This is a genomic window from Cyclobacterium sp. SOCE241 (genome assembly GCF_056867545.1).
Genome location: NZ_CP149779.1, coordinates 835,073 through 853,511 on the forward strand (window position 1 = coordinate 835,073; position 18,439 = coordinate 853,511).

Sequence of the window (18,439 nt, forward strand, 5' to 3'; positions counted from 1 at the left end):
AACATTTAAACAATTTGAAATGTCAGTATTGAATTCTTTCAGTTTAGAAGGTAAAACAGCTTTGGTAACCGGTTGCAAGAGAGGCATAGGCAAGGCCATGGCCATAGGCTTGGCAGAAGCAGGTGCGAATATCATAGGCGTAAGTGCCACCCTCGAAACATCAGGCAGTGCAGTGGAACAAGAAGTAAAGCATTGGGCAAAACCTTTAAAGGTTATGCCTGTGACTTTAGTGATAGAAAAGCTTTGTATCGTTTTATCGATGTCGTCAAACAAGATTTTCCGGTAATAGACATCCTTATCAATAATGCAGGAACCATTCTCAGAAAACCGGCTGCTGAGCATCCTGATGAAATGTGGGACAAAGTCATCGAAGTAAACCAAAATGCCCAGTTTATTCTTACTAGGGAATTCGGTAAGGACATGGTGAGTCGAGGAGCAGGTAAAATTGTTTTTACAGCCTCCTTATTAACTTTTCAGGGAGGCATTACCGTACCCGGCTACGCGGCAAGTAAGGGCGCTATAGGTCAGATGACCATGGCTTTTGCCAATGAATGGGCAGGCAAAGGGGTAAATGTTAACGCCATCGCTCCCGGTTACATTGAAACAGACAATACAGAAGCACTTCGCAATGATCCGGAAAGAGCGGCCAGTATTCTTGGAAGGATACCTGCGGGCCGTTGGGGCAAACCCGAAGACTTTGCCGGGCCTACCGTATTCCTATGCTCTGGGGCTGCATCTTATATGCATGGCACCACAATGTTGGTAGATGGTGGCTGGATGGGGAGGTAGTGAATAAAAATTTCTTTTGAATTGATATTTTAGTAAAAAAAGACTTGTTTAGAGCACAAGTCTTTTTTTATGTAATAATTATTGCTCTACCAACTACCTAGAAAGTGAGGAAATGAGGCATTTCCTGATCTTTTATTTAATAGGCCTCTCCCACACTTTTGAAATAACTGATTGTCATCGATTTGCCAATTAAAAATTGCTATAAGACTGATTTACCCGTGTCTTTAGAGGTAATTGGATAGCTAGGTGTAAGTGTAAAGTACAGTAGTGGTGGCAAATGAAATCATTTTAGCTATCTCAAAAAATATTAGAAAAGGAAAAACTATATTTAGATTTCAATTTATGGATATTAATGCTAATGGGGAAATTAATGCCTTATCCCAACAAACTCTCTTGGTTGCTAAATGAAAATATTGGTATATTCTTTAGCCTACAGATCCATAATTTTCGACTTGTAATTTTCCTGCAAAAAGCCTTAGATGCTTCAAATAGGCATTTTACATTTTATTCAAAAATTGTTTTTAATACTTAATTTTAAAAAATGCTAATGGTCACAATAAGCGTTTGTATGAAATTCAAAAGTTTAGATTAAATGGAAAATGCCAATAGATATAACTCAAATAAATCCATAGTGGTACTTCCATTTGTCAATATGAGTGCCGATCCTGACAATGAATATTTTAGCGATGGTATTACTGAAGAAATCATCAATGCATTGACCAACGTACGGGGATTGAAAGTCATTGCTAGAACCTCCTCCTTTGCTTTTAAAAATAGAAATGAAGATGTTCGTTCTATTGGAAAAAAGTTGGAAGTAGGTACTATTTTAGAAGGAAGTGTACGAAAAGTCAAAAAAAGAGTCCGAATCACGGCTCAGCTAATCAATACGAAAGATGGTGGACACATTTGGTCCAAAAATTTTGACCGAGAAATAGATGATATTTTTGCCTTACAAGATGAAATCAGCCTGCTTATAGCTGACCAGATTAGAGAAAATTATGGGCATTTCGACATTCAGAATCATTTGGTTGAAGCCCCAACCCAAAAATAGAAGCCTACAACCTTTATTTAAAAGGACGTTATCATCAATTGAAATGGAATATTGACAGTTTTAATCTAGCAATCAGTTACTATAATGAAGCAACTAAAATTGACCCTAGTTACGCTATACCTTATTTGAAGCATCCGAGGAACCCATATAGATTAATTTGGAGTTGTTGGATTTTATGCTTTGAGGAGCTACTTGATTTATATTTCTCCCAATTGGAAGGTAGTAGTTGATAGAGATCTTTTTTGCTTGTGGCTCTGGATTCTTTCGAATACGTCCTTGAGCCATTCAAACTCATTAATTTTGTTCTTTTTGCAGCTGGCCATGAAAGAATACATGGCTGCTGTCATCTCCGCAGCCTTGTGCGATCCTGCAAATAGATACGCTTTACGACCTAATAGCTAGTGGACGAACCGCATTTCTTGTAAATCCATATTGTTTCATTCTTATCGTCCATGAAGTGCATAAACACTCAGTCCTGCCCATCTTGACCTGGTATATTCTATAGCTTTACCCATTGGACTTGTTGGTCTGTGGGCTGTATTGGTGCTTTTCCAGCCATTGCCCTAATCTGTCCAGCACAGGAGTGGCATGCTCTTTTTCTCTCCTTCGTTTCCTGTAGATAGTCATACCCCTTTTCTCTCATCTAGGCTTCCAGCTTATAGAGAAGTTGCATTTCATCAAGGACATGGTTTTGCTCAAGTCTTCATTGTCATTGAGCGCCATGCATAAACTTATGTTCATGCCACAGCAAACGTTAAATGAATAGCGTCATGTTTCCCATAAAGGGAATCATACACTCTGTAGCCATCTGTTTGGATGATACCCTTAAAAGTCAGCAAGCATTTCTTTAGGACCCGATCGATCCCTCCCTTTTCTGTAATCAAAGAGTACTTCAGACTAATCATCGGCGCATGATAAAGCCACAAGAACCCTGATGAATACCTTTTTTGTGATCTCTATCTAACACTTTTATAGGCGTTTCGTCTACCTGAAGGTATTTTTGACTTAGGACTACCATACTGAGTAGATCGGAGAGTGGCTTGAGCTGTTCCCAGCCCTGATTACCCAGTCAGAGGCACCTGAAGCAGGGATTCTGACGCCCATCTTGCTGTATTTATCCAGCTGCCTGTGAAGCGGCATTCCGTAGACACATTTGTTCACGATGAGCGAGGCAATCATCGATTCTGAAGGTATTCCTTTTTCTATTACTCTGTCTGGTAATGTACCAATGAGGATGCCTTCACCGTTCGGTCTCGCGTATTTTGGACGTACGTAGCGTTTTGCCATAAAAAGATGCCGGAACTACTTCCAATACTTCGGTTAGCCCCGACCCATTCTGCACACAACCTTCATGCGGATCTCTTTTGGCTCTATCACCACTTTCCCTTTCCGAGCCAAAGGCTCATACGAGAGGTGCCCTTGGCTCTTTTCTTTGAGTGGTTTTTGCTCTGTGGTAGGTACTAACTTGGAAAGCTCCTCTTGTACAGCTTGGGTAGTGCCTAGCTCGAAAAGCCCTTATCTGATTTAGTCCCACATTAGCGGTTCTCTTTTTCACTCTTGTTAAAATATACCCCCTGAACTTTTCAAGTTCATGCTTTAGGTCTGCTATTGCACTTTCCTTTTCAGATGGTCAACAATGACTCTTGATGGGCTTGGAGCTCTTGCTCATATAGCTTTTTGTAGTCGATTGTCTCATTTTCCATGACATAAAAATAAGCATAAAAAAATAGTTTGAAGTAGTTTTAAGGCACTTTTTACTTAATTCACGTGTTTATTTTCACGCCCTTTTTAAGGGTGTGTATCGGTTCTGTAGCGTACCGATTCCAGCCTTACCCCTGTAAGAGGGAAGCTGAGTTGAGTACTCGTAATGGCTGTTCCGATGAGAATAGGACGTTCAAAAGTGCCTCGTTCCAACTTTTGATATATAAGGCAAAACCATCTTTGTCCCATTGCAAAAGTCGGATTTGGTTGCCTCGCTTGCCAATAAAAATGAACACATCTCCATTCATGGGGTCAAAGCCAAGCTTGTTACGTACCAGTCCAGAAAGGCATTGATACCAAAACGCATATCAGTGGACTTATCATATAAAAGTAACGACATGAAGAGGATAGCGCAAGCATTCGTTAGACAAGAAGCGTTTTAATAAACTCGGTATGCGAGACCCCATCATAGATTTTGTGCTGATTCCCGAAGGATAATGAATATGCGCTATTACTCGGCCTTCTCGACCAACAGATAACAATAATGTCCAGCAATTGGAAAGCTTTCCCATTATTTGTTTCTTCTTCCTGTGTGCTGAATTTTTTGGTCCAATAATAAAAAAGTTGTTCGAACGATCCCATGCATATCAAAATGTGCTGGATTCATAACCCCTGAGGATAACCATTCTTGATAAAGTTTACGCATATTGCTTGTCTGTCTTTTCCATGACACAAGTTTAGCAACAGATTAGCTTTTACAAAAGATGTAGTTTGTCGGATGGATACCTCCTTATTTTGGACTTGTGCAGTGCTATAGTTACTTATTTATGTGGCAAGCGATTACAAAAATTGAAGCAATAAAGCAGACTACTATTTATCTTAATAAATTAAAACTTACGCGTACAAATCTACCTGAATATCACCTTGCCCTTTCTAATTGTGCCATTTTGTTACATTGGAATTTAAAATTAGCACATGCCGAATTGAATAAAACTTTATCAATTAACCCTTCAAATATTGATGCTCTTGAGGCCCTTTCAGGTCTCTATATTGTGATTGGATCTTTTAATGAAGGAGTGGCAATTATTGATAAAGCACTTGAAATTAATCCACTTTCTGCCAATCACAGTTTCATGAAAGGCAATATTTTTTTCTATGCAAATGAGTATGAAAATGCCATTGAGTGGATGGATATTGCAATCCAACTTAACCCCAATTTGCACCTTGCCCATCAGGTAAAAATGGCATGTTTATTATTGCTAAAAAAGGATAAAGAATTTAATGTTTGTTTCGACCAAAACAAGCAATTTTCATTTGCACATAATTTCTGGAGGCTAAAAAACTTGATCCAAGGAAATAGGGAAAAATCTTGGCAAAAAGAGGATTATAAGAGTGAATTTCTACCATGGGAGTTGTATTATGCCACCCAATCCGGAAAACTCGATCATGCATTTGCTTTATTAAAAACTGGATTAGAAAATCAAATTGGACAGTACTTCTGTTTTAGACATGATCCATTTTTAACGCCCTTAAGGGAAGATAAGCGTTTCCAACAAATTAAACTTGAACATCCCGAATTAGACATTAAACATATTAAGTCTAAAATTTTGAGGGGGAAATCATTAATAAAAATGGAAACCGATGAAATCAAGACTGCTCTAAATGCCTTGGTGTGTTTTATGGATGATGAAGAAGGGTATCTCAATCCACAATTATCCTTAAAATCTCTTTCTGATAAAATAAACGTCCATCCAAACAAACTTTCTTGGTTGCTCAATGAACATGTAGGTAAAAACTTCAATGAATATATCAATACATTTAGATTGGAAGCTTTTAAACATAAGGCTCTTGATAAGACTTACACTCACCTCACTCTATTAAGCTTGGCTTATGAATGCGGATTTAATTCAAAAACTGTTTTCAATGCTTTTTTTAAGAATAATACAGGGAAGACACCAAGTGAATGGGTCAGAGAAAATAAAAAGTAATCTGATTTTACTCAATCCTTTAAAACTATAGGTTATTTTTGATTCCAATTACATTTTAGCAGGATACCATGATCAAATCAGATTTTTTAATTGGCGTAATTTTATGATTATTCTAATGATTACGGATATCATGGTGTGGTTAGCAACTTCACCCCACTATCTTTAAGCACTTGGAATAGAAAAAGCTCGTAATCATAAATAATTCACTTCAAAAAGTCCTTATTCATGTATAAACAGCTGCTCATTCTTCTGATGGTTGCATTTCTAATTATTAGTTCATTTAGGTTATTCTTATTTTATGTATCTTTAAACTAGGGCGGATTTGATTTAAAATAACATTGATGAAATAAAAGGAGCATGTAAGCAACATCATGTAGAAACACTTTCTCTTTTTGGTTCTGCTGCAAAAAATGTTATGCTTGAAAATAGCGATATCGACCTTCTTGTAGCCTTTTCTGATGATATTGATATTTTAGATTACGCCGACAATTACTTTTCATTAATGGATATGTACGCTTCAAAACATTTTAAATAGAAAAGTAGACCTTGTGTCTAGTAAATCAATGAAAAACCCGGTATTAAAAGAGGAGGTTTACCAGACAAAAGTAGAATTATATGCAGCGTAAACCACTGAAATACATTTTAGATATAGAAAGTGTTATTGAGGAAATCGAATCTATTAAAAATAAAACGCAGAATGACTTAAACATTTTTTCTGAAGTATAATCTTCCAACGTGCAGTTGAGCGGGATTTAGAGATTATTGGAGAAACCAATCGGAAAATATTTGAGATCAACCCTGAGATTCAAATTACAGTGTCAAAAAATATCATTGGATTAAGAAATATTATTTCACATGCTTATGACTCGGTTTAACCTGAGATGTTAAGGGGAATAATTCAAAAGAATATACCTGTTTTAGCAGATGAAATCGTAAATGGAAAGCTGGATGGAGAATAAAATGATAAAATAGCCATAGTTTATTTTTTGTTATAGCAGTGAATTTTTAATAAATCTAATTTTTACCCTGTAGTTGCAAACTTCACTAGCGAAATTTTTAGGGTTCACTTTTTATTGACCAAATAAATAAGTGTAAATTAATGCCGTACATTTTCAGTTTTACTATTACTCTAAATTAACAATTGATACAAGCCCAAATAAATTAAATATGGATTTTAAACTACTAATTTATTGTGCACTAAGTGTATTTTTATTTCAATCATGTCAGTCTACACCAAATTCTGAAAACCATAAAGAGGAGAATGAAATTGCAGTCAGCCCGGAGCAAATGGATAAATTGGGAATTACCAATACGGAGCACCTAAGCGCCGCCTCCAAGCGTGCACTGAATTGGCCGGATATTGGGAATGAATGGTTTATAGAATTTTCAAATTTACAGCCCTTAAAAGGGGATCTGGCTTATGAAGAAGGAGTCGTTCGGAGAGACCCTAGTGCCATGCTATTTGAAAATGGTAAATATTATGTTTGGTATTCCAAAAGTACAGGACCAACGGATGGATTTGCCGGGAACATTGACAAAGACAAAGTATTCCCTTGGGATAGGTGCGATATCTGGTACGCGACTTCAGAAGATGGTTGGACCTGGAAGGAAGAAGGAATGGCGGTAGGCAGAGGGGAAAAAGGAGCCTATGATGATCGCTCGGTATTCACCGTTGAAATCATGAAGCATGAAGATATGTATTACCTGACCTATCAAACAGTGAAATCCCCCTACAATGTGCGGGTGAAAAATCAAATAGGACTAGCATGGTCTGATTCACCTGATGGCCCCTGGACCAAAAGTACTGAACCAATATTGAGTCCGGCAGACAATGGCATTTGGAAAGGAGAAGAACAGGATAGGTTTGCTGTAGTGAAAAAAGGGGACTTTGACAGTCATAAAGTCCATGATCCATGTATTCTTCCCTATAAAGGCAAATTTTACCTTTATTACAAAGGAGAACAAATGGGCGAGGAGATTACTTTTGGAGGTAGACAGATCCGGCATGGGGTGGCCATTGCAGACCATCCCAAAGGACCCTATGTCAAATCTCCTTACAACCCCATCAGTAACAGTGGACATGAGATATGTGTTTGGCCGTACGATGGTGGAATAGCCTCATTAATCACCACAGATGGCCCGGAAAAAAATACCATTCAATGGGCACCTGATGGAATCAATTTTGAAATTATGTCTTCGATCAAAGGAGCTCCTCATGCCATTGGCTTAAACCGCAGTGCGGATTCAGAAAAGGAACCTACTGAAATTCTTCGGTGGGGACTTTCCCATATTTACAATAACTCCGATTATCAAAGTATCATGCGTTTTTCTTCTGCTAGACGAACCTCACACAAAGCCAAGGGAGAATAAGCGCAAATCGAGATACTTGAATTAGCAGTTGTTAAATAAAATTATTTGTTAAGACTACTATCTTTACCACTAGATTTATCCTAACTATTATCCCAAAACGAACTCACCATGTCAATTGCTTCTAAAAGTGCTGTAGCCAAAGGGGACGGGACTTTTATTATTACTCAGGTCAACCTTTCTGATCCTCTAGAGGACGAAGTCTTAATCAAAATGAAGGCTGCAGGACTTTGCCATACAGATTATGATTCAATCAATTGGGGAAAGCCTCTTGTGATGGGCCATGAAGGTGCGGGAATTGTAGAAAAAATTGGATCAGCCATAAAAGAACTCAAAGTAGGGGATCAGGTGATTCTTAATTGGGCAACCCCTTGCATGCATTGTTTTCAATGTCAGGAGGGGAATCAGCACATTTGTGAGAACAATTCACCGGTTGTAGCCGGGGAAAATGGACATACTCCCGGTCATGCCAAGCTTGAGAGTAGCCAATGGAACGGAGAGAGCATTGAGCGCTCATTTAATCTTGGAACCCTAAGTGAGTATGCTCTTGTGAAAGAGGCTGCAGTGGTGAAAGTGGAAGAACCCGGACTTAATTTTTCGGCAGCAAGCATAGTGAGTTGCGGGGTGATGACAGGTTTTGGCTCCGTTGTAAATGCGGCAAAGGTGGAAGCAGGAAGTTCAGCTGTGGTATTAGGTTGCGGGGGAGTTGGCCTGAACGTGATTAACGCTTGTAAAATTTCAGGAGCAGCGAAAATTATCGCAGTAGACGTAAACCCTACAAAGTTGGAATTGGCTAGAAAATTCGGAGCAACGGATACGATTCTTGCGGACAAGTCGGACATAGGTTTGTTGGCTGCGGCTAAAGATGTAAAGGAACTATTAGGAGGTCGAGGCTCTGATTATGCTTTTGAGTGTACGGCCATTCCTGCCTTGGGTGCTGCACCTTTGGCCATGGTTAGGAATGCTGGAACAGCGGTTCAGGTGAGTGGAATAGAAGAAGAAATAAGCATAGACATGAGGCTATTTGAATGGGATAAAGTCTATATCAATCCCCTTTATGGTAAATGTAGGCCACAAATAGATTTTCCAAAAATTATGAAACTCTATAAAAAGGGTGAATTGATGTTGGATCAGATGATCACCCGGGAATATGCACTGGAGGATTTACAACAAGCATTTGATGACATGCTTGCAGGAAAGAATGCAAAAGGTGTCATCGTTTTTAAGTAAATTGAGTAGATACCATGAGTAGCTTTAGAACCAGCGAATTGTCTGACAAAACCTTTGAAAATGACGGTTTGCGCTTCCTCACTGTCAAAACGCCAAACCTTAAAGGGAGGGAGATATTTGTCTATTTGTGCCTGATGATACAGATACCCTTGTTGACCTGCCCATTTATATTTTGCTTCATGGTGTTTATGGGAGTTCTTGGGTTTGGGCAATGAAAGGTGGCGCTCACCATACAGCCAAAAGGATGATGGATTCCGGTGAAATCCGGCCAGCCATTCTTGCCATGCCTTCCGATGGGCTATGGGGAGATGGCTCTGGTTATTTGAGGCATAAGAAAAGGGATTTTGAGCAATGGATCGTCTCTGATGTGCCAAATGCTGTCTATGAGAATATTCCCTCTGCAAGCAAGAAATCTCCACTTGGAATAGCCGGCCTATCTATGGGAGGGTATGGGGCTTTAAGGTTGGGTAGCGAATTTCCGGAAGTTTTCAAGGCCATTTCTGCACACAGTGCCATCACTAAATTCTCTGAAATGGAGGGTTTTGTAGAAGAGCCTCTGGATGCCTATGATTTAGAGCATGGGGACAATGATGTGATCGATTCAATAATGAAAAATCCAAAATCTATTCCCGTCTTGCGCTTTGATTGCGGTAAAGGGGATGAACTAATTGAAGGCAATCGCTTACTTCATGCACAATTGCTGGAATTGAGTGTTCCTCATCAGTACGAGGAATTTGAAGGAGCTCATGAATGGCCCTATTGGCAGAAACATCTGGAAAGCACTTTAAGGTTTTTTGATCGGAACTGTGTTAATAGTTGAAAAACTTAAGGGCCTTAAGAGTTATTGATTGATCTCTTGTTTCTTACCAACTAGCGCATAAGGTTGGATTAGAAGGTTTACCGATAAACCTAGTAAAGTTGATAAATTTCTAACCATTTCTACTTTCAAAGGTCTTTTTCTATTGAGCACAAGACTAACAGTGGTTTTGCTTCCAATGGCTGGGATTAAGTCTTTGTCTTTAAGACCTTTTCTTTCCATTGTATCTTTAATTGCATCAATAGGATCAGGAAGTGAAATAGGGTAATGCTCCTTTTCATATTTTTCTATTAGTGTCACTAATAATTCAGCTTCCATTCCTTCTGCACTATCCGCATCAGCATCGAAAATTGTAGAAAGCCTTGCCAAAGCAATTTCATATTCTTGTTCCGTAGTGATTGTTTTTCCCACTTCATGGTTACTATTTGATAAGTACTAAAATTGTTCAATTGTATTCACATCAACGATATTGTATTCAGCATGTGTTCCAATAAACCTGATAAAAATCCATTGCTTTTGATAAGAAATTTGTGCAACCAATCTGTATCGGTTATTTGATATTTTAAATACAATCCGGTTATTTTTTACCGGTTTGGCATCTGAAAAATCATTTTTTACATCCGATGGTTTTTTCCAATTGGCATCTTTTGCAATAGAAACCCATGTTTCTATACTTGTTTTAGCATTTGGATACTTTTTGTAAAATAAAACCAGATTTTTGATTGAAACGATGTTTTTCAATGCAGTGTATTTACAACGTTGGAAGGTAGGAAAAAGTTTTCAAATTGAAAACAAAATTATGAAAATATATTTATAAGGAACATATTCACACTTAAATTACAGATTATTGATAAAATAACAAAATAGTTCAAAGTAGGAAGATTGGTATATTTCAATAAAATCGTAATGTTTTATCCACTATAGTTATAATTTAATATTAGTAATCGAGTTATTTACCTCGATTAAATTATTTTTAAGAAGTAGATCGGTTGATTGAAAGGAAATAAAATTGAATAGTATTTAATCTTATTATTTCTTTAGTAATACGAGGGTAGGCAAGACTATTCTCTTTAATTTCTGTTTTTTGACTTATTTAAAATAAGCCTATTCATTTTACATCTTTACCAAAAGTTCGCATTCTCCTTAGGTTAAGTTAGTTTTGGCAATTTTTCCGACTAATACCACTTGAGCATTCAGGTAAAACGGTACTGTAAACCTAAACAAGAGAATTGAATAGTGAAACTAACATGATGGTCTAGTAAAAAAATTGGCACAAATAGATAAACGATCAAGTCAGCTTATAGCAATAACTTTGCTCCCCGATAAAGATAAAGTATAACTACTACATGCCCTTTAGTTGTCCAGAGAATATAAAAATTCTCGAACAAATAACTTGAGGAGGTTTAAATACAATTAATGAAAAATAAAGCTGTCCTATTGATGTCCATTATAATGTTAGTCCAAGGATCAATGTCCATTTGGATAATGGCTTCATTTTATGCAAATAGGGAGTATATCATAAAAAATGAATGCATTAACAGGTTTGTGCCGAATAGCTCTTGCGGTGGACAATGCGTATTAATGCAGAATTTACAAAAAGAGCAGGAAAGGGATCAAGGGAAGGCGGAGATTGAATTGAAAGGCATTCAACTTTTTGTTCAACTTGAAGAACTTTCAACCTCACTTGTTCCTGATTTAAGGATTAAATTTTGGGCTTATTCGCCCTATCAACAATTATTTTTAGGAAATAACCATTCCCGGTCTGTTTTTCGTCCCCCCATTGCATGAATGAATGGTAATTCATGTCATTGAACATTAGCATGAGCAGTAGATTGCTCATTGTTTTAATGGACATGGCTTATGAGTTGCCTCTACAGCTGGTTCCTAAAATGACCAGTGAAATTCCTAATAAAAGCTCCTATTTGCTGTAGCCTAAATACTGTTTTGGTTGATAATTAAAGCTTTAGATATTCCTTATCAACAAGTTTTATTCAATGCAATATTTATTTCTACAGGCAACCCAATGTGTTATACATTTATAATAAAGGAGGACGATCACAAAACATTTAATTAAAATTTTAAGAAGATATAATGAAAAAATATTTAGCTATCGGATCTTTAGTTTTGGCTTCTGTGTCTTGTACAGAAACTGAAGTAGAATACATAGAAAAGGAAGTCGAAATGGCCACTGCGGGTGAGACTACGTTGGTTCTTGATGCTCGATATGGGGATGCAGATTTCGAGCTTAACAAAGCAATGGATTATAAATTTGTTGATGGAGGTGAGGAAGTTGATCTAAAATATGAATTTTCAAACTTAAGGTATTGGGTAAGTAATGTCATATTAGTAAATGAAGATGGAGAGGAATTCCTCGTGCCGGACTCTCATTATCTAGTAGAGGAAACCAATGAAATTCCTATTCAAGAAGGAAGTTATAATAAAGTGTATCCTGCCAAAAAACGTGAAGAGATTGAACTTTCAGGAATTCCTGTAGGAAACTATTCCGGAGTAAAGTTTAGCATTGGGGTTGCGCCGGAATACAATGATAACCTTTCTTTACAATCCGGTGAATTGAACCCACTTAATGGCATGTCAAAATCTAGCTGGCATTGGCATACAAGCTATATCTTTACATCTATTTCCGGAGAAATGGAAGTTTTTATAGATGAGCCGGAGTCCAAAAGCTTTATCTGGGAAGTTGGATCCAATGATTATTACATACAAAAAGAAGTTCAATTTGAATCTCCTATTACCATAAGTTCGAAAACCAATTCAACTATTAATCTTGAATATGATGTTGAAAAGAGCCTTGAAATAGATGCTCCATGGGAAAACAGTTTCATTGGAGCGAGTACGCCGGAATTAATGGAAAAATTAACGAATAACCATATTGCTGCTATTTCACTGGTTTCGGCTGAATTTGAGCTTAAATAAGTTAAATACATCTCAATTGATTACTGAGAATTAAAGATGCTCAAATTTCAATCCTTTCAGTGGTTGGTGATTTTATTCGCAGGAGGCCTGTTTTTGGCCTCCTGTGATATTATTCACGACGAAAACCCTCCTGATTTACCTAATACTCCTACTTTAATAGGTTTACAAGTTCCCGGTAATTTTCCTGCACCTGTCTTAATGCCTGATAATCCAATAAGCAATGAAGGCGTGCTGTTGGGCAAAACTCTTTTTTATGATCCTGGCCTCTCTTTGGATGGTAGTGTTTCTTGTGCCAGCTGTCATGATCAACAATTAGCTTTTTCGGATGGGGTTTCACTAGGAAATTTTGGGGTTTCCGGTAAGAATCTCGTTAGGCATTCTCCAACATTGATCAATATGGCTTGGATGGATCAAGGTTTATTTTGGGATGGGGGATCTAAAAACCTGGAATCCCAAGCTTTTGGACCTTTAACACATGCAGATGAAATGGGGATGAGCCTTGCTAATCTGGAGTATAGACTTACTTTAGATCCTGAATACACAGCATTATTTTTAGAAGCATTTGAAGATGGAGTTACCTTTCAAAATGTAGCCAAAGCCTTAGCTCAATTTGAACGAACCTTAATTTCATCCAATTCCAGGTATGATAAATACATCCGAAATGAAAGTGGAGGAGAGCTCAATGAACTTGAGTTAAAAGGATTGACTATTGTTCAAGAAAAATGCTCAAGTTGCCATAGTGGAGAATTATTTACAGATAATGGTTTCCATAACAATGGCATAGATGAAAGATTTTTAGATGAATCCCATGAGCTAAGCTATCAAGGTAGGTATAGAATTACATTTGAGCAAAAAGACATGGGGGCTTTCAAAACACCAACTTTAAGAAATGTTATGGTAAGCGCCCCTTACATGCATGATGGTCGATTTTCCGGAATTGAAGAAGTCTTGCAACATTACTCAGAAGAAATAAAAGATGTTTCAACTACGAGCAGAAAATTGTACCAAAACAATGGTAAAGTGGGTTTAGCTCTTTCTGAGATAGAAAAAAGGCAATTATAGCCTTTTTACATACCCTTACTGATGAGGAATTTTTGCAAAACCCTGACTTTTCAGCTTTCTAATTGGTTTCGACCTATAAACCGCGTGTAGTTCAATACATTTAATATTTGTTTTTAGGTCTTGACTCAATCCAAATATTTTTTCCTGAACTTTTCAGGGCTGTGGTTATCATATTTTTTAAAGAAAGTCACAAAGTAGGAAGTACTTTCAAAACCCAATTCGTAAGCAATTTCATTGATCCTATTGTCCGTATAGATCAATAGTCTTTTTGCTTCAGTAATTATCCGTTTCCTTATCATGTCTCCGGCGGTCAATCCGGTTTGTTCCTTGCACAATCGATTTAAATAGTTGGCACTTACATTGAGTTTTTCTGCGTAAAATGAAGGTAATTTTTGCTCCTTATAATGCTTGTCTATTAACTGTTCAAATTTATGAATTTTACTTCGGCTGGCAGCTTTCTTTTTCTGATTACCGGTATAAGGGCATTGGCGGTCAAGTTCGAAAAGAATAATGTTGAGGTATGACCTTAATAAATGGGTATATTCTCCTTTTTTCTGCCTGAATTCATTATAAATAAACGATAATAAAAGCTCCCACTTTTCCCAATCTGTTTGTTTGATCCTCACAAAACATCCTTCTGATTGGTTTAGAAAAGTAAACTTACAAAGTTGATTGTTATTGTACCTTAGGGAGAAGAAGTCTTCAGTAAAACATATTATTTTTCCTTCGGCTTCCCTATTGATGCTGATATAGTTGATGCTACGTGGCTTTATGACAACGGCTTTGTTTCTATCTAGGCGAATTTTCTGGTTGTCAACCATGACTTCTCCCTCTGCTTTTTTATCAAAAGAAGTACATAGAAATCTTGTTTGTGAGGATTTTCCAAAATCGGATAATCCTCTAACAAACCCTTTAAATCTTCTACCCAGAAATGATCAATACCGTCACCAAACAAGCCCATGTCACAAAAGGAAATGTCCATTTCCTGCATGGAATTTAGTGTTTAAGTAATAAAATTAGATGGATGATAATTAAGAAAAAATTAAGCTTTGGGAGGATGAAATATAGCAAGGATATATCCAATATTTGCAGCCGAAGTATAGCCAATGTTAGGGTAGATAATTGGTATTGTAAAATTCTGCTTGACAGCAATTGAGTTTAATTCTGAGCAATAAAATTGTACTTCTTTTTCATTGAAATTTGGTAATTTTTGTTCCTCTTTTTCGTTCTCGACTAACTGCTTATCAAGGAAACAAACCCCTCCACAAATGGTCATTGGTTCAAACCTATTTTCGCACAAATTTTCTATAATAAAGTCCCTTTGTGCATAGAAGGAGGCCATAATCCATAACTCGCTTGTGCTTTGGAGCATAAACATTACTACAAACAATATGGACAGGGACCTTTTCATTTAATGCCTAAAATTAAAAAATATATATTGCATAAAAAATTAGTTTTAAGTTAGATTCTAGGACCATTCACTGCTTTAGGGAGCTATTCTTGTTCAAGGCCTGCTTGTACCAGTCGGATGGTTGTGAATCGGGCCATTCTTTGACCTGAGATGTCCACCTTTATTTCCGTTCATTACTGCCTTCACTTCAGCCAAGATGGACAAGGCGATCTCTTCCGGACTTTCTGCACCTAGATCTAAACCCATCGGGCCAAAAATTAATTTTTCTTCCTCTTCCTGTAATACAATACCATGACATGATAATTTGTTCATTAATTTAAGCAGCTTTTTTTAGGACCAAGTACTCCGATATAGGGGCATTTATATGGATATAGTCCTTTTAAAATTTCCAGGTCATAATTGAAATTATGACTCATAAGAACCACAGCTGTTTTCTGATCTACTTTTAATTGGCTTACTACCTCATTACCTTTGCCTGATAATAGCTCAATTGCCTCGGGAAAGCGTGTAGCAGAGACCAAATCACTTCTACCATCTGCAATGGTAATCTCCCAACCCATTGCTTTGGCTAATTTTACCAAGGGCAATACATCATTTCCGGCACCAATAATATTTAAGCGGATGGAGGGTTGCATGTTTTCCACAAATGCAGTGAAATTTGACTGCTCAATGGGATGAATTAGAGTTTTTTGGTCAGAAAAAACAGCTGAACATGCTTTTAAAATTGAAGATTGAGCATCAGGTTTTATCCGGGTAAATGATTGGTTGTAAATCTTACTTTTCTCCTGAAATAGAAGTGCAGTACCGGGTTGGCTTTCTCTTTTATTTATTATATCAAATAGGGTAACCAGCACTTTTTGATCTCGGTTTTTTGTGCAAGTATTGAGCAATTGAATGGGATTATTTTCCCTATTTTCCACTATAGGTTCAATCAAAATATGAATAATTCCATTGCAACCTAAACCTACGCCAAATTTAGCATCGTCATCATCTGTGGTGTCATAAGTGACTAGCATAGATTGCTGCTTAAAAATTACCATTTGGGCTTTCTTGAGAGCATCACCTTCTAAACATCCTCCGGAAATAGCCCCTGTAAGTGCACCGTTTTCTGTAATAAGCATCCGAGCTCCCGGTTGGCGGTAAGAAGATCCTTCCACTTTAACAACAGTAGCCAAAGCCGTTTTTTCATTGTGTCGTTTGGCCAAATCATATGCCTTGAGGATTTCTTTAATTTCTTTCATTTACCTATAAACCAGTTTGGTGAAAAAAAGTGATAGGGAATATTTCGCCCTTTTTAAATGTGTCTTTCTCCGCCGGAAGGCTTAGGAATCCATCTGCTAAAGCCAAGTGTACCAAGTCTCCTGAACCTGAATTGGCTACAGGGTTGGCAAGAATTTTCCCATCCTCAACACTACTTTTAATGAGTAGATGGTTGGTTAGGGGCTTTTTAAAGGTAACCTCATTATTTAAGTAAGCATAATTATTATTAGGAGCTATTCCCAAGTAATGATTGTACCACCATTTGAAATATAGGTGGAAGCAAACGAGGGTAGAACTAGGGTTTCCTGGGAAACCAAAAACACTTTTAGAACCTATGGTGCCGAACAGAAAAGGTTTCCCGGGCTTTTGTTTGACTCCATGGATATGAATTTGAATGCCTAGTTCCTTAAAAACAGTGGGTAGAAAATCATATTTCCCCTTGGATACAGCTCCTGAAAACATAAGCAAGTCATATTCTTCCAAAAGTTTGCCTATGGAGGCATTAAGCTGGTCTTTATCATCGGGTAGGTGAGTAGTATGCGCTTCTATATTGAGGTCTTTTAGTGCCGCTTGAAGCATGTAAACATTTGACCGCCTAATTTGATGGGGTAAAGGATTATGAGTGATAGGCACCAATTCATCCCCTGTAGAACAGATCATTATTTTTGGTACTTGAATTACTTTTATCTCTGTGTGCCCTGTTGTGGCTAAAACCCCTTTTACACCGGGGTGAATCCAAGTACCGGAGGCAAGCAATTGGTCACCTTTTTTCGCATCTATTCCTTTTTTATGCGTATTCTGGAATGCTTTATGATCTGTAGAATTTAATCGCGCCACACCATTTTTGATGGTTAATTTTTCATAAGGAATGACACAATCTGTATGAACCGGTAAAACTGCACCTGTCATGACTTCCAGGCAATTTTCAGGCTTATTTAGACTTTTTTGTTGTTGTCCTGCGGCCTGTATATCTTCGATTACAAATTGTTGTCGAATTTGTAACTGATCACTTTGAATGGCTATCCCATCCATAGCGACACGGTCGAAGGGTGGAGCATCTCGATCTGCATATATATTTTCTGCCAGTAATCGGTTCAGACAATTTTCAAAAGATACCCTTTCTATGGGGCCTTTATTCGAGAATTTTGACAGTATTTCTTGGGCTTCGCTTACACTTATCATGGGGGTAAATTGTCAGGGTTTGAAAAACCTATCCTCCTAAAAACGACATGGAATTTTTAGCTTGGTTCGAGGTTTGATTTTCCGCCTCGAAACCATCTTTCGCTTTATTGGCAACTGCTTCTAAAATGGCACTTTTGAGCTGGTCATCTCCACATCCACTCCTTAAAATATCTCTCAGGTTGGTCACAGGTGGCCCGTAAAGACAAGTTCTAAGTTCACCGGTGGCAGAAAGTCTAATTCTATTACACGTACCGCAAAAAGTTCGGCTGAAAGCGGGAATAATACCAAAAGAGCCACTGAAACCGGGCACCTTATAATTGACTGATGTACTATTGGATTCATCACTTATTTTTTGAATACCTGGGAATTGTGAGTCAATATAATTGTAAAGTGCTTGGTAGTTCCACTCAGGAATATCAAATTTACCAGTGCCATTGAAGGGCATTTCTTCCAAAAACCTGACAGAAAGCGCATGATCCTTCGTTAAATTGATAAATGGCACAATGTCCTCAATGTTCTTTTTCCATCGATTACACAATTGAGTTTTACATTAAAGTCTTCGGATAGTAAGTTTTTTATACAACCCATTACTTCCTCAAATTTATCCCTTCTTGTAATCTCGTAAAAGCGTTTAGGATCCAATGAAT

Annotated in this window: 21 protein-coding genes and 3 pseudogenes; 11 read left to right on the forward strand and 13 right to left on the reverse strand. The window is 37.5% G+C overall.

Annotated elements, in window-relative coordinates; translation table 11 throughout:
- Nucleotides 1–19 precede the first annotated feature (19 nt).
- Together WG932_RS03995 and WG932_RS04000 are read left to right on the forward strand one after the other, a co-directional pair.
- Nucleotides 20–789 (forward strand): annotated as a pseudogene (locus WG932_RS03995) (SDR family NAD(P)-dependent oxidoreductase).
- Between the two features lie 592 nt (nucleotides 790–1,381).
- Nucleotides 1,382–1,840, forward strand: coding sequence for a hypothetical protein (locus WG932_RS04000; protein ID WP_483087042.1), 459 nt, complete (start codon nucleotides 1,382–1,384; stop codon nucleotides 1,838–1,840).
- A gap of 197 nt (nucleotides 1,841–2,037) precedes the next feature.
- Here WG932_RS04000 and WG932_RS04005 read toward each other — a convergent pair whose 3' ends face one another.
- The 4 genes and pseudogenes from WG932_RS04005 to tnpB form a co-directional block, all read right to left on the reverse strand.
- Entirely contained in the window at nucleotides 2,038–2,187 is a 150-nt protein-coding gene (locus tag WG932_RS04005) for a transposase domain-containing protein (RefSeq protein ID WP_483087043.1), read from the reverse strand.
- A 390-nt stretch (nucleotides 2,188–2,577) separates the two neighbouring features.
- Entirely contained in the window at nucleotides 2,578–2,745 is a 168-nt protein-coding gene (locus tag WG932_RS04010) for a hypothetical protein (RefSeq protein ID WP_483087044.1), read from the reverse strand.
- Nucleotides 2,742–3,127, reverse strand: a pseudogene (locus tag WG932_RS04015) (transposase). Before WG932_RS04015 ends, WG932_RS04010 begins: the two are co-directional and overlap by 4 nt.
- A 542-nt stretch (nucleotides 3,128–3,669) precedes the next feature.
- Nucleotides 3,670–3,882: pseudogene (gene tnpB / locus WG932_RS04020) on the reverse strand (IS66 family insertion sequence element accessory protein TnpB); the annotation flags it as partial.
- Nucleotides 3,883–4,368: 486 nt separating this feature from the next.
- Between tnpB and WG932_RS04025 the strand changes: the two are divergent.
- The 6 genes from WG932_RS04025 to WG932_RS04050 all read left to right on the forward strand — a co-directional run bounded on the left by WG932_RS04025 (nucleotide 4,369) and on the right by WG932_RS04050 (nucleotide 9,946).
- Nucleotides 4,369–5,529 (forward strand): helix-turn-helix domain-containing protein, encoded by a 1,161-nt coding sequence (locus tag WG932_RS04025; RefSeq protein ID WP_483087045.1) that lies wholly within the window; start codon nucleotides 4,369–4,371, stop codon nucleotides 5,527–5,529.
- A gap of 346 nt (nucleotides 5,530–5,875) precedes the next feature.
- Entirely contained in the window at nucleotides 5,876–6,064 is a 189-nt protein-coding gene (locus tag WG932_RS04030) for a nucleotidyltransferase family protein (RefSeq protein WP_483088573.1), read from the forward strand.
- Between the two features lie 247 nt (nucleotides 6,065–6,311).
- Nucleotides 6,312–6,404, forward strand: a complete 93-nt coding sequence (locus WG932_RS04035) for a hypothetical protein (RefSeq protein ID WP_394369253.1) — start codon at nucleotides 6,312–6,314, stop codon at nucleotides 6,402–6,404.
- A gap of 292 nt (nucleotides 6,405–6,696) precedes the next feature.
- Nucleotides 6,697–7,899: a glycoside hydrolase family 117 protein gene (locus WG932_RS04040; protein ID WP_483087046.1), complete on the forward strand. Its 1,203-nt coding sequence runs from the start codon at nucleotides 6,697–6,699 to the stop codon at nucleotides 7,897–7,899.
- Nucleotides 7,900–8,007: 108 nt separating this feature from the next.
- Nucleotides 8,008–9,126 carry a Zn-dependent alcohol dehydrogenase gene (locus tag WG932_RS04045; protein ID WP_483087047.1) on the forward strand — a complete coding sequence of 373 codons (1,119 nt, stop codon included), beginning with the start codon at nucleotides 8,008–8,010 and terminating at the stop codon, nucleotides 9,124–9,126.
- 127 nt (nucleotides 9,127–9,253) lie between these two features.
- Nucleotides 9,254–9,946 carry an alpha/beta hydrolase gene (locus tag WG932_RS04050; protein WP_483087048.1) on the forward strand — a complete coding sequence of 231 codons (693 nt, stop codon included), beginning with the start codon at nucleotides 9,254–9,256 and terminating at the stop codon, nucleotides 9,944–9,946.
- Nucleotides 9,947–9,967: 21 nt separating this feature from the next.
- Here WG932_RS04050 and WG932_RS04055 read toward each other — a convergent pair whose 3' ends face one another.
- A complete protein-coding gene (locus tag WG932_RS04055; protein WP_483087049.1) occupies nucleotides 9,968–10,354 on the reverse strand; it encodes a helix-turn-helix domain-containing protein in 387 nt (128 codons plus the stop codon).
- 24 nt (nucleotides 10,355–10,378) lie between these two features.
- On the reverse strand, nucleotides 10,379–10,684 hold the full coding sequence (locus WG932_RS04060) for a type II toxin-antitoxin system HigB family toxin (RefSeq protein ID WP_014022102.1): 306 nt from the start codon (nucleotides 10,682–10,684) through the stop codon (nucleotides 10,379–10,381).
- A 675-nt stretch (nucleotides 10,685–11,359) separates the two neighbouring features.
- Between WG932_RS04060 and WG932_RS04065 the strand changes: the two genes are divergently transcribed.
- The 3 genes from WG932_RS04065 to WG932_RS04075 all read left to right on the forward strand — a co-directional run bounded on the left by WG932_RS04065 (nucleotide 11,360) and on the right by WG932_RS04075 (nucleotide 13,939).
- Nucleotides 11,360–11,731, forward strand: a complete 372-nt coding sequence (locus tag WG932_RS04065) for a hypothetical protein (protein WP_149393174.1) — start codon at nucleotides 11,360–11,362, stop codon at nucleotides 11,729–11,731.
- 303 nt (nucleotides 11,732–12,034) lie between these two features.
- Complete coding sequence (locus tag WG932_RS04070; RefSeq protein ID WP_014022104.1) at nucleotides 12,035–12,877, forward strand: MbnP family protein; 843 nt, start codon at nucleotides 12,035–12,037, stop codon at nucleotides 12,875–12,877.
- Nucleotides 12,878–12,913: 36 nt separating this feature from the next.
- Nucleotides 12,914–13,939, forward strand: a complete 1,026-nt coding sequence (locus WG932_RS04075; RefSeq protein ID WP_483087050.1) for a cytochrome-c peroxidase — start codon at nucleotides 12,914–12,916, stop codon at nucleotides 13,937–13,939.
- Nucleotides 13,940–14,064: 125 nt separating this feature from the next.
- Here the strand turns inward: WG932_RS04075 and WG932_RS04080 are convergent, their stop codons facing one another.
- The 7 genes from WG932_RS04080 to WG932_RS04110 all read right to left on the reverse strand — a co-directional run bounded on the left by WG932_RS04080 (nucleotide 14,065) and on the right by WG932_RS04110 (nucleotide 18,330).
- A complete protein-coding gene (locus WG932_RS04080; protein WP_483087051.1) occupies nucleotides 14,065–14,760 on the reverse strand; it encodes a helix-turn-helix domain-containing protein in 696 nt (231 codons plus the stop codon).
- Entirely contained in the window at nucleotides 14,733–14,930 is a 198-nt protein-coding gene (locus tag WG932_RS04085) for a hypothetical protein (RefSeq protein ID WP_483087052.1), read from the reverse strand. Before WG932_RS04085 ends, WG932_RS04080 begins: the two co-directional genes overlap by 28 nt.
- Before the next feature lie 51 nt (nucleotides 14,931–14,981).
- Nucleotides 14,982–15,350, reverse strand: coding sequence for a hypothetical protein (locus WG932_RS04090; RefSeq protein WP_483087053.1), 369 nt, complete (start codon nucleotides 15,348–15,350; stop codon nucleotides 14,982–14,984).
- 93 nt (nucleotides 15,351–15,443) lie between these two features.
- Nucleotides 15,444–15,662: an XdhC family protein gene (locus WG932_RS04095; RefSeq protein WP_483087054.1), complete on the reverse strand. Its 219-nt coding sequence runs from the start codon at nucleotides 15,660–15,662 to the stop codon at nucleotides 15,444–15,446.
- Nucleotides 15,662–16,591 carry an XdhC family protein gene (locus tag WG932_RS04100; RefSeq protein WP_483087055.1) on the reverse strand — a complete coding sequence of 310 codons (930 nt, stop codon included), beginning with the start codon at nucleotides 16,589–16,591 and terminating at the stop codon, nucleotides 15,662–15,664. The genes WG932_RS04095 and WG932_RS04100 overlap by 1 nt, the downstream gene beginning before the upstream one ends.
- 4 nt (nucleotides 16,592–16,595) lie before the next feature.
- Nucleotides 16,596–17,792, reverse strand: a complete 1,197-nt coding sequence (locus tag WG932_RS04105) for a molybdopterin molybdotransferase MoeA (RefSeq protein ID WP_483087056.1) — start codon at nucleotides 17,790–17,792, stop codon at nucleotides 16,596–16,598.
- A gap of 28 nt (nucleotides 17,793–17,820) precedes the next feature.
- Nucleotides 17,821–18,330, reverse strand: a complete 510-nt coding sequence (locus tag WG932_RS04110) for a GTP 3',8-cyclase MoaA family protein (protein ID WP_483087057.1) — start codon at nucleotides 18,328–18,330, stop codon at nucleotides 17,821–17,823.
- Nucleotides 18,331–18,439 lie beyond the last annotated feature (109 nt).

Bases quoted from the DNA above. Each gene is read 5' to 3' on its own strand.
- WG932_RS04000 (WP_483087042.1), top strand. From the start codon at position 1,382: ATGGAAAATGCCAATAGATATAACTCAAATAAATCCATAGTGGTACTT.
- WG932_RS04005 (WP_483087043.1), bottom strand. From the start codon at position 2,187: ATGACAGCAGCCATGTATTCTTTCATGGCCAGCTGCAAAAAGAACAAA.
- WG932_RS04010 (WP_483087044.1), bottom strand. From the start codon at position 2,745: ATGATTAGTCTGAAGTACTCTTTGATTACAGAAAAGGGAGGGATCGAT.
- WG932_RS04025 (WP_483087045.1), top strand. From the start codon at position 4,369: ATGTGGCAAGCGATTACAAAAATTGAAGCAATAAAGCAGACTACTATT.
- WG932_RS04040 (WP_483087046.1), top strand. From the start codon at position 6,697: ATGGATTTTAAACTACTAATTTATTGTGCACTAAGTGTATTTTTATTT.
- WG932_RS04045 (WP_483087047.1), top strand. From the start codon at position 8,008: ATGTCAATTGCTTCTAAAAGTGCTGTAGCCAAAGGGGACGGGACTTTT.
- WG932_RS04065 (WP_149393174.1), top strand. From the start codon at position 11,360: ATGAAAAATAAAGCTGTCCTATTGATGTCCATTATAATGTTAGTCCAA.
- WG932_RS04070 (WP_014022104.1), top strand. From the start codon at position 12,035: ATGAAAAAATATTTAGCTATCGGATCTTTAGTTTTGGCTTCTGTGTCT.
- WG932_RS04075 (WP_483087050.1), top strand. From the start codon at position 12,914: ATGCTCAAATTTCAATCCTTTCAGTGGTTGGTGATTTTATTCGCAGGA.
- WG932_RS04080 (WP_483087051.1), bottom strand. From the start codon at position 14,760: ATGGTTGACAACCAGAAAATTCGCCTAGATAGAAACAAAGCCGTTGTC.
- WG932_RS04085 (WP_483087052.1), bottom strand. From the start codon at position 14,930: ATGCAGGAAATGGACATTTCCTTTTGTGACATGGGCTTGTTTGGTGAC.
- WG932_RS04090 (WP_483087053.1), bottom strand. From the start codon at position 15,350: ATGAAAAGGTCCCTGTCCATATTGTTTGTAGTAATGTTTATGCTCCAA.
- WG932_RS04095 (WP_483087054.1), bottom strand. From the start codon at position 15,662: ATGAACAAATTATCATGTCATGGTATTGTATTACAGGAAGAGGAAGAA.
- WG932_RS04100 (WP_483087055.1), bottom strand. From the start codon at position 16,591: ATGAAAGAAATTAAAGAAATCCTCAAGGCATATGATTTGGCCAAACGA.
- WG932_RS04105 (WP_483087056.1), bottom strand. From the start codon at position 17,792: ATGATAAGTGTAAGCGAAGCCCAAGAAATACTGTCAAAATTCTCGAAT.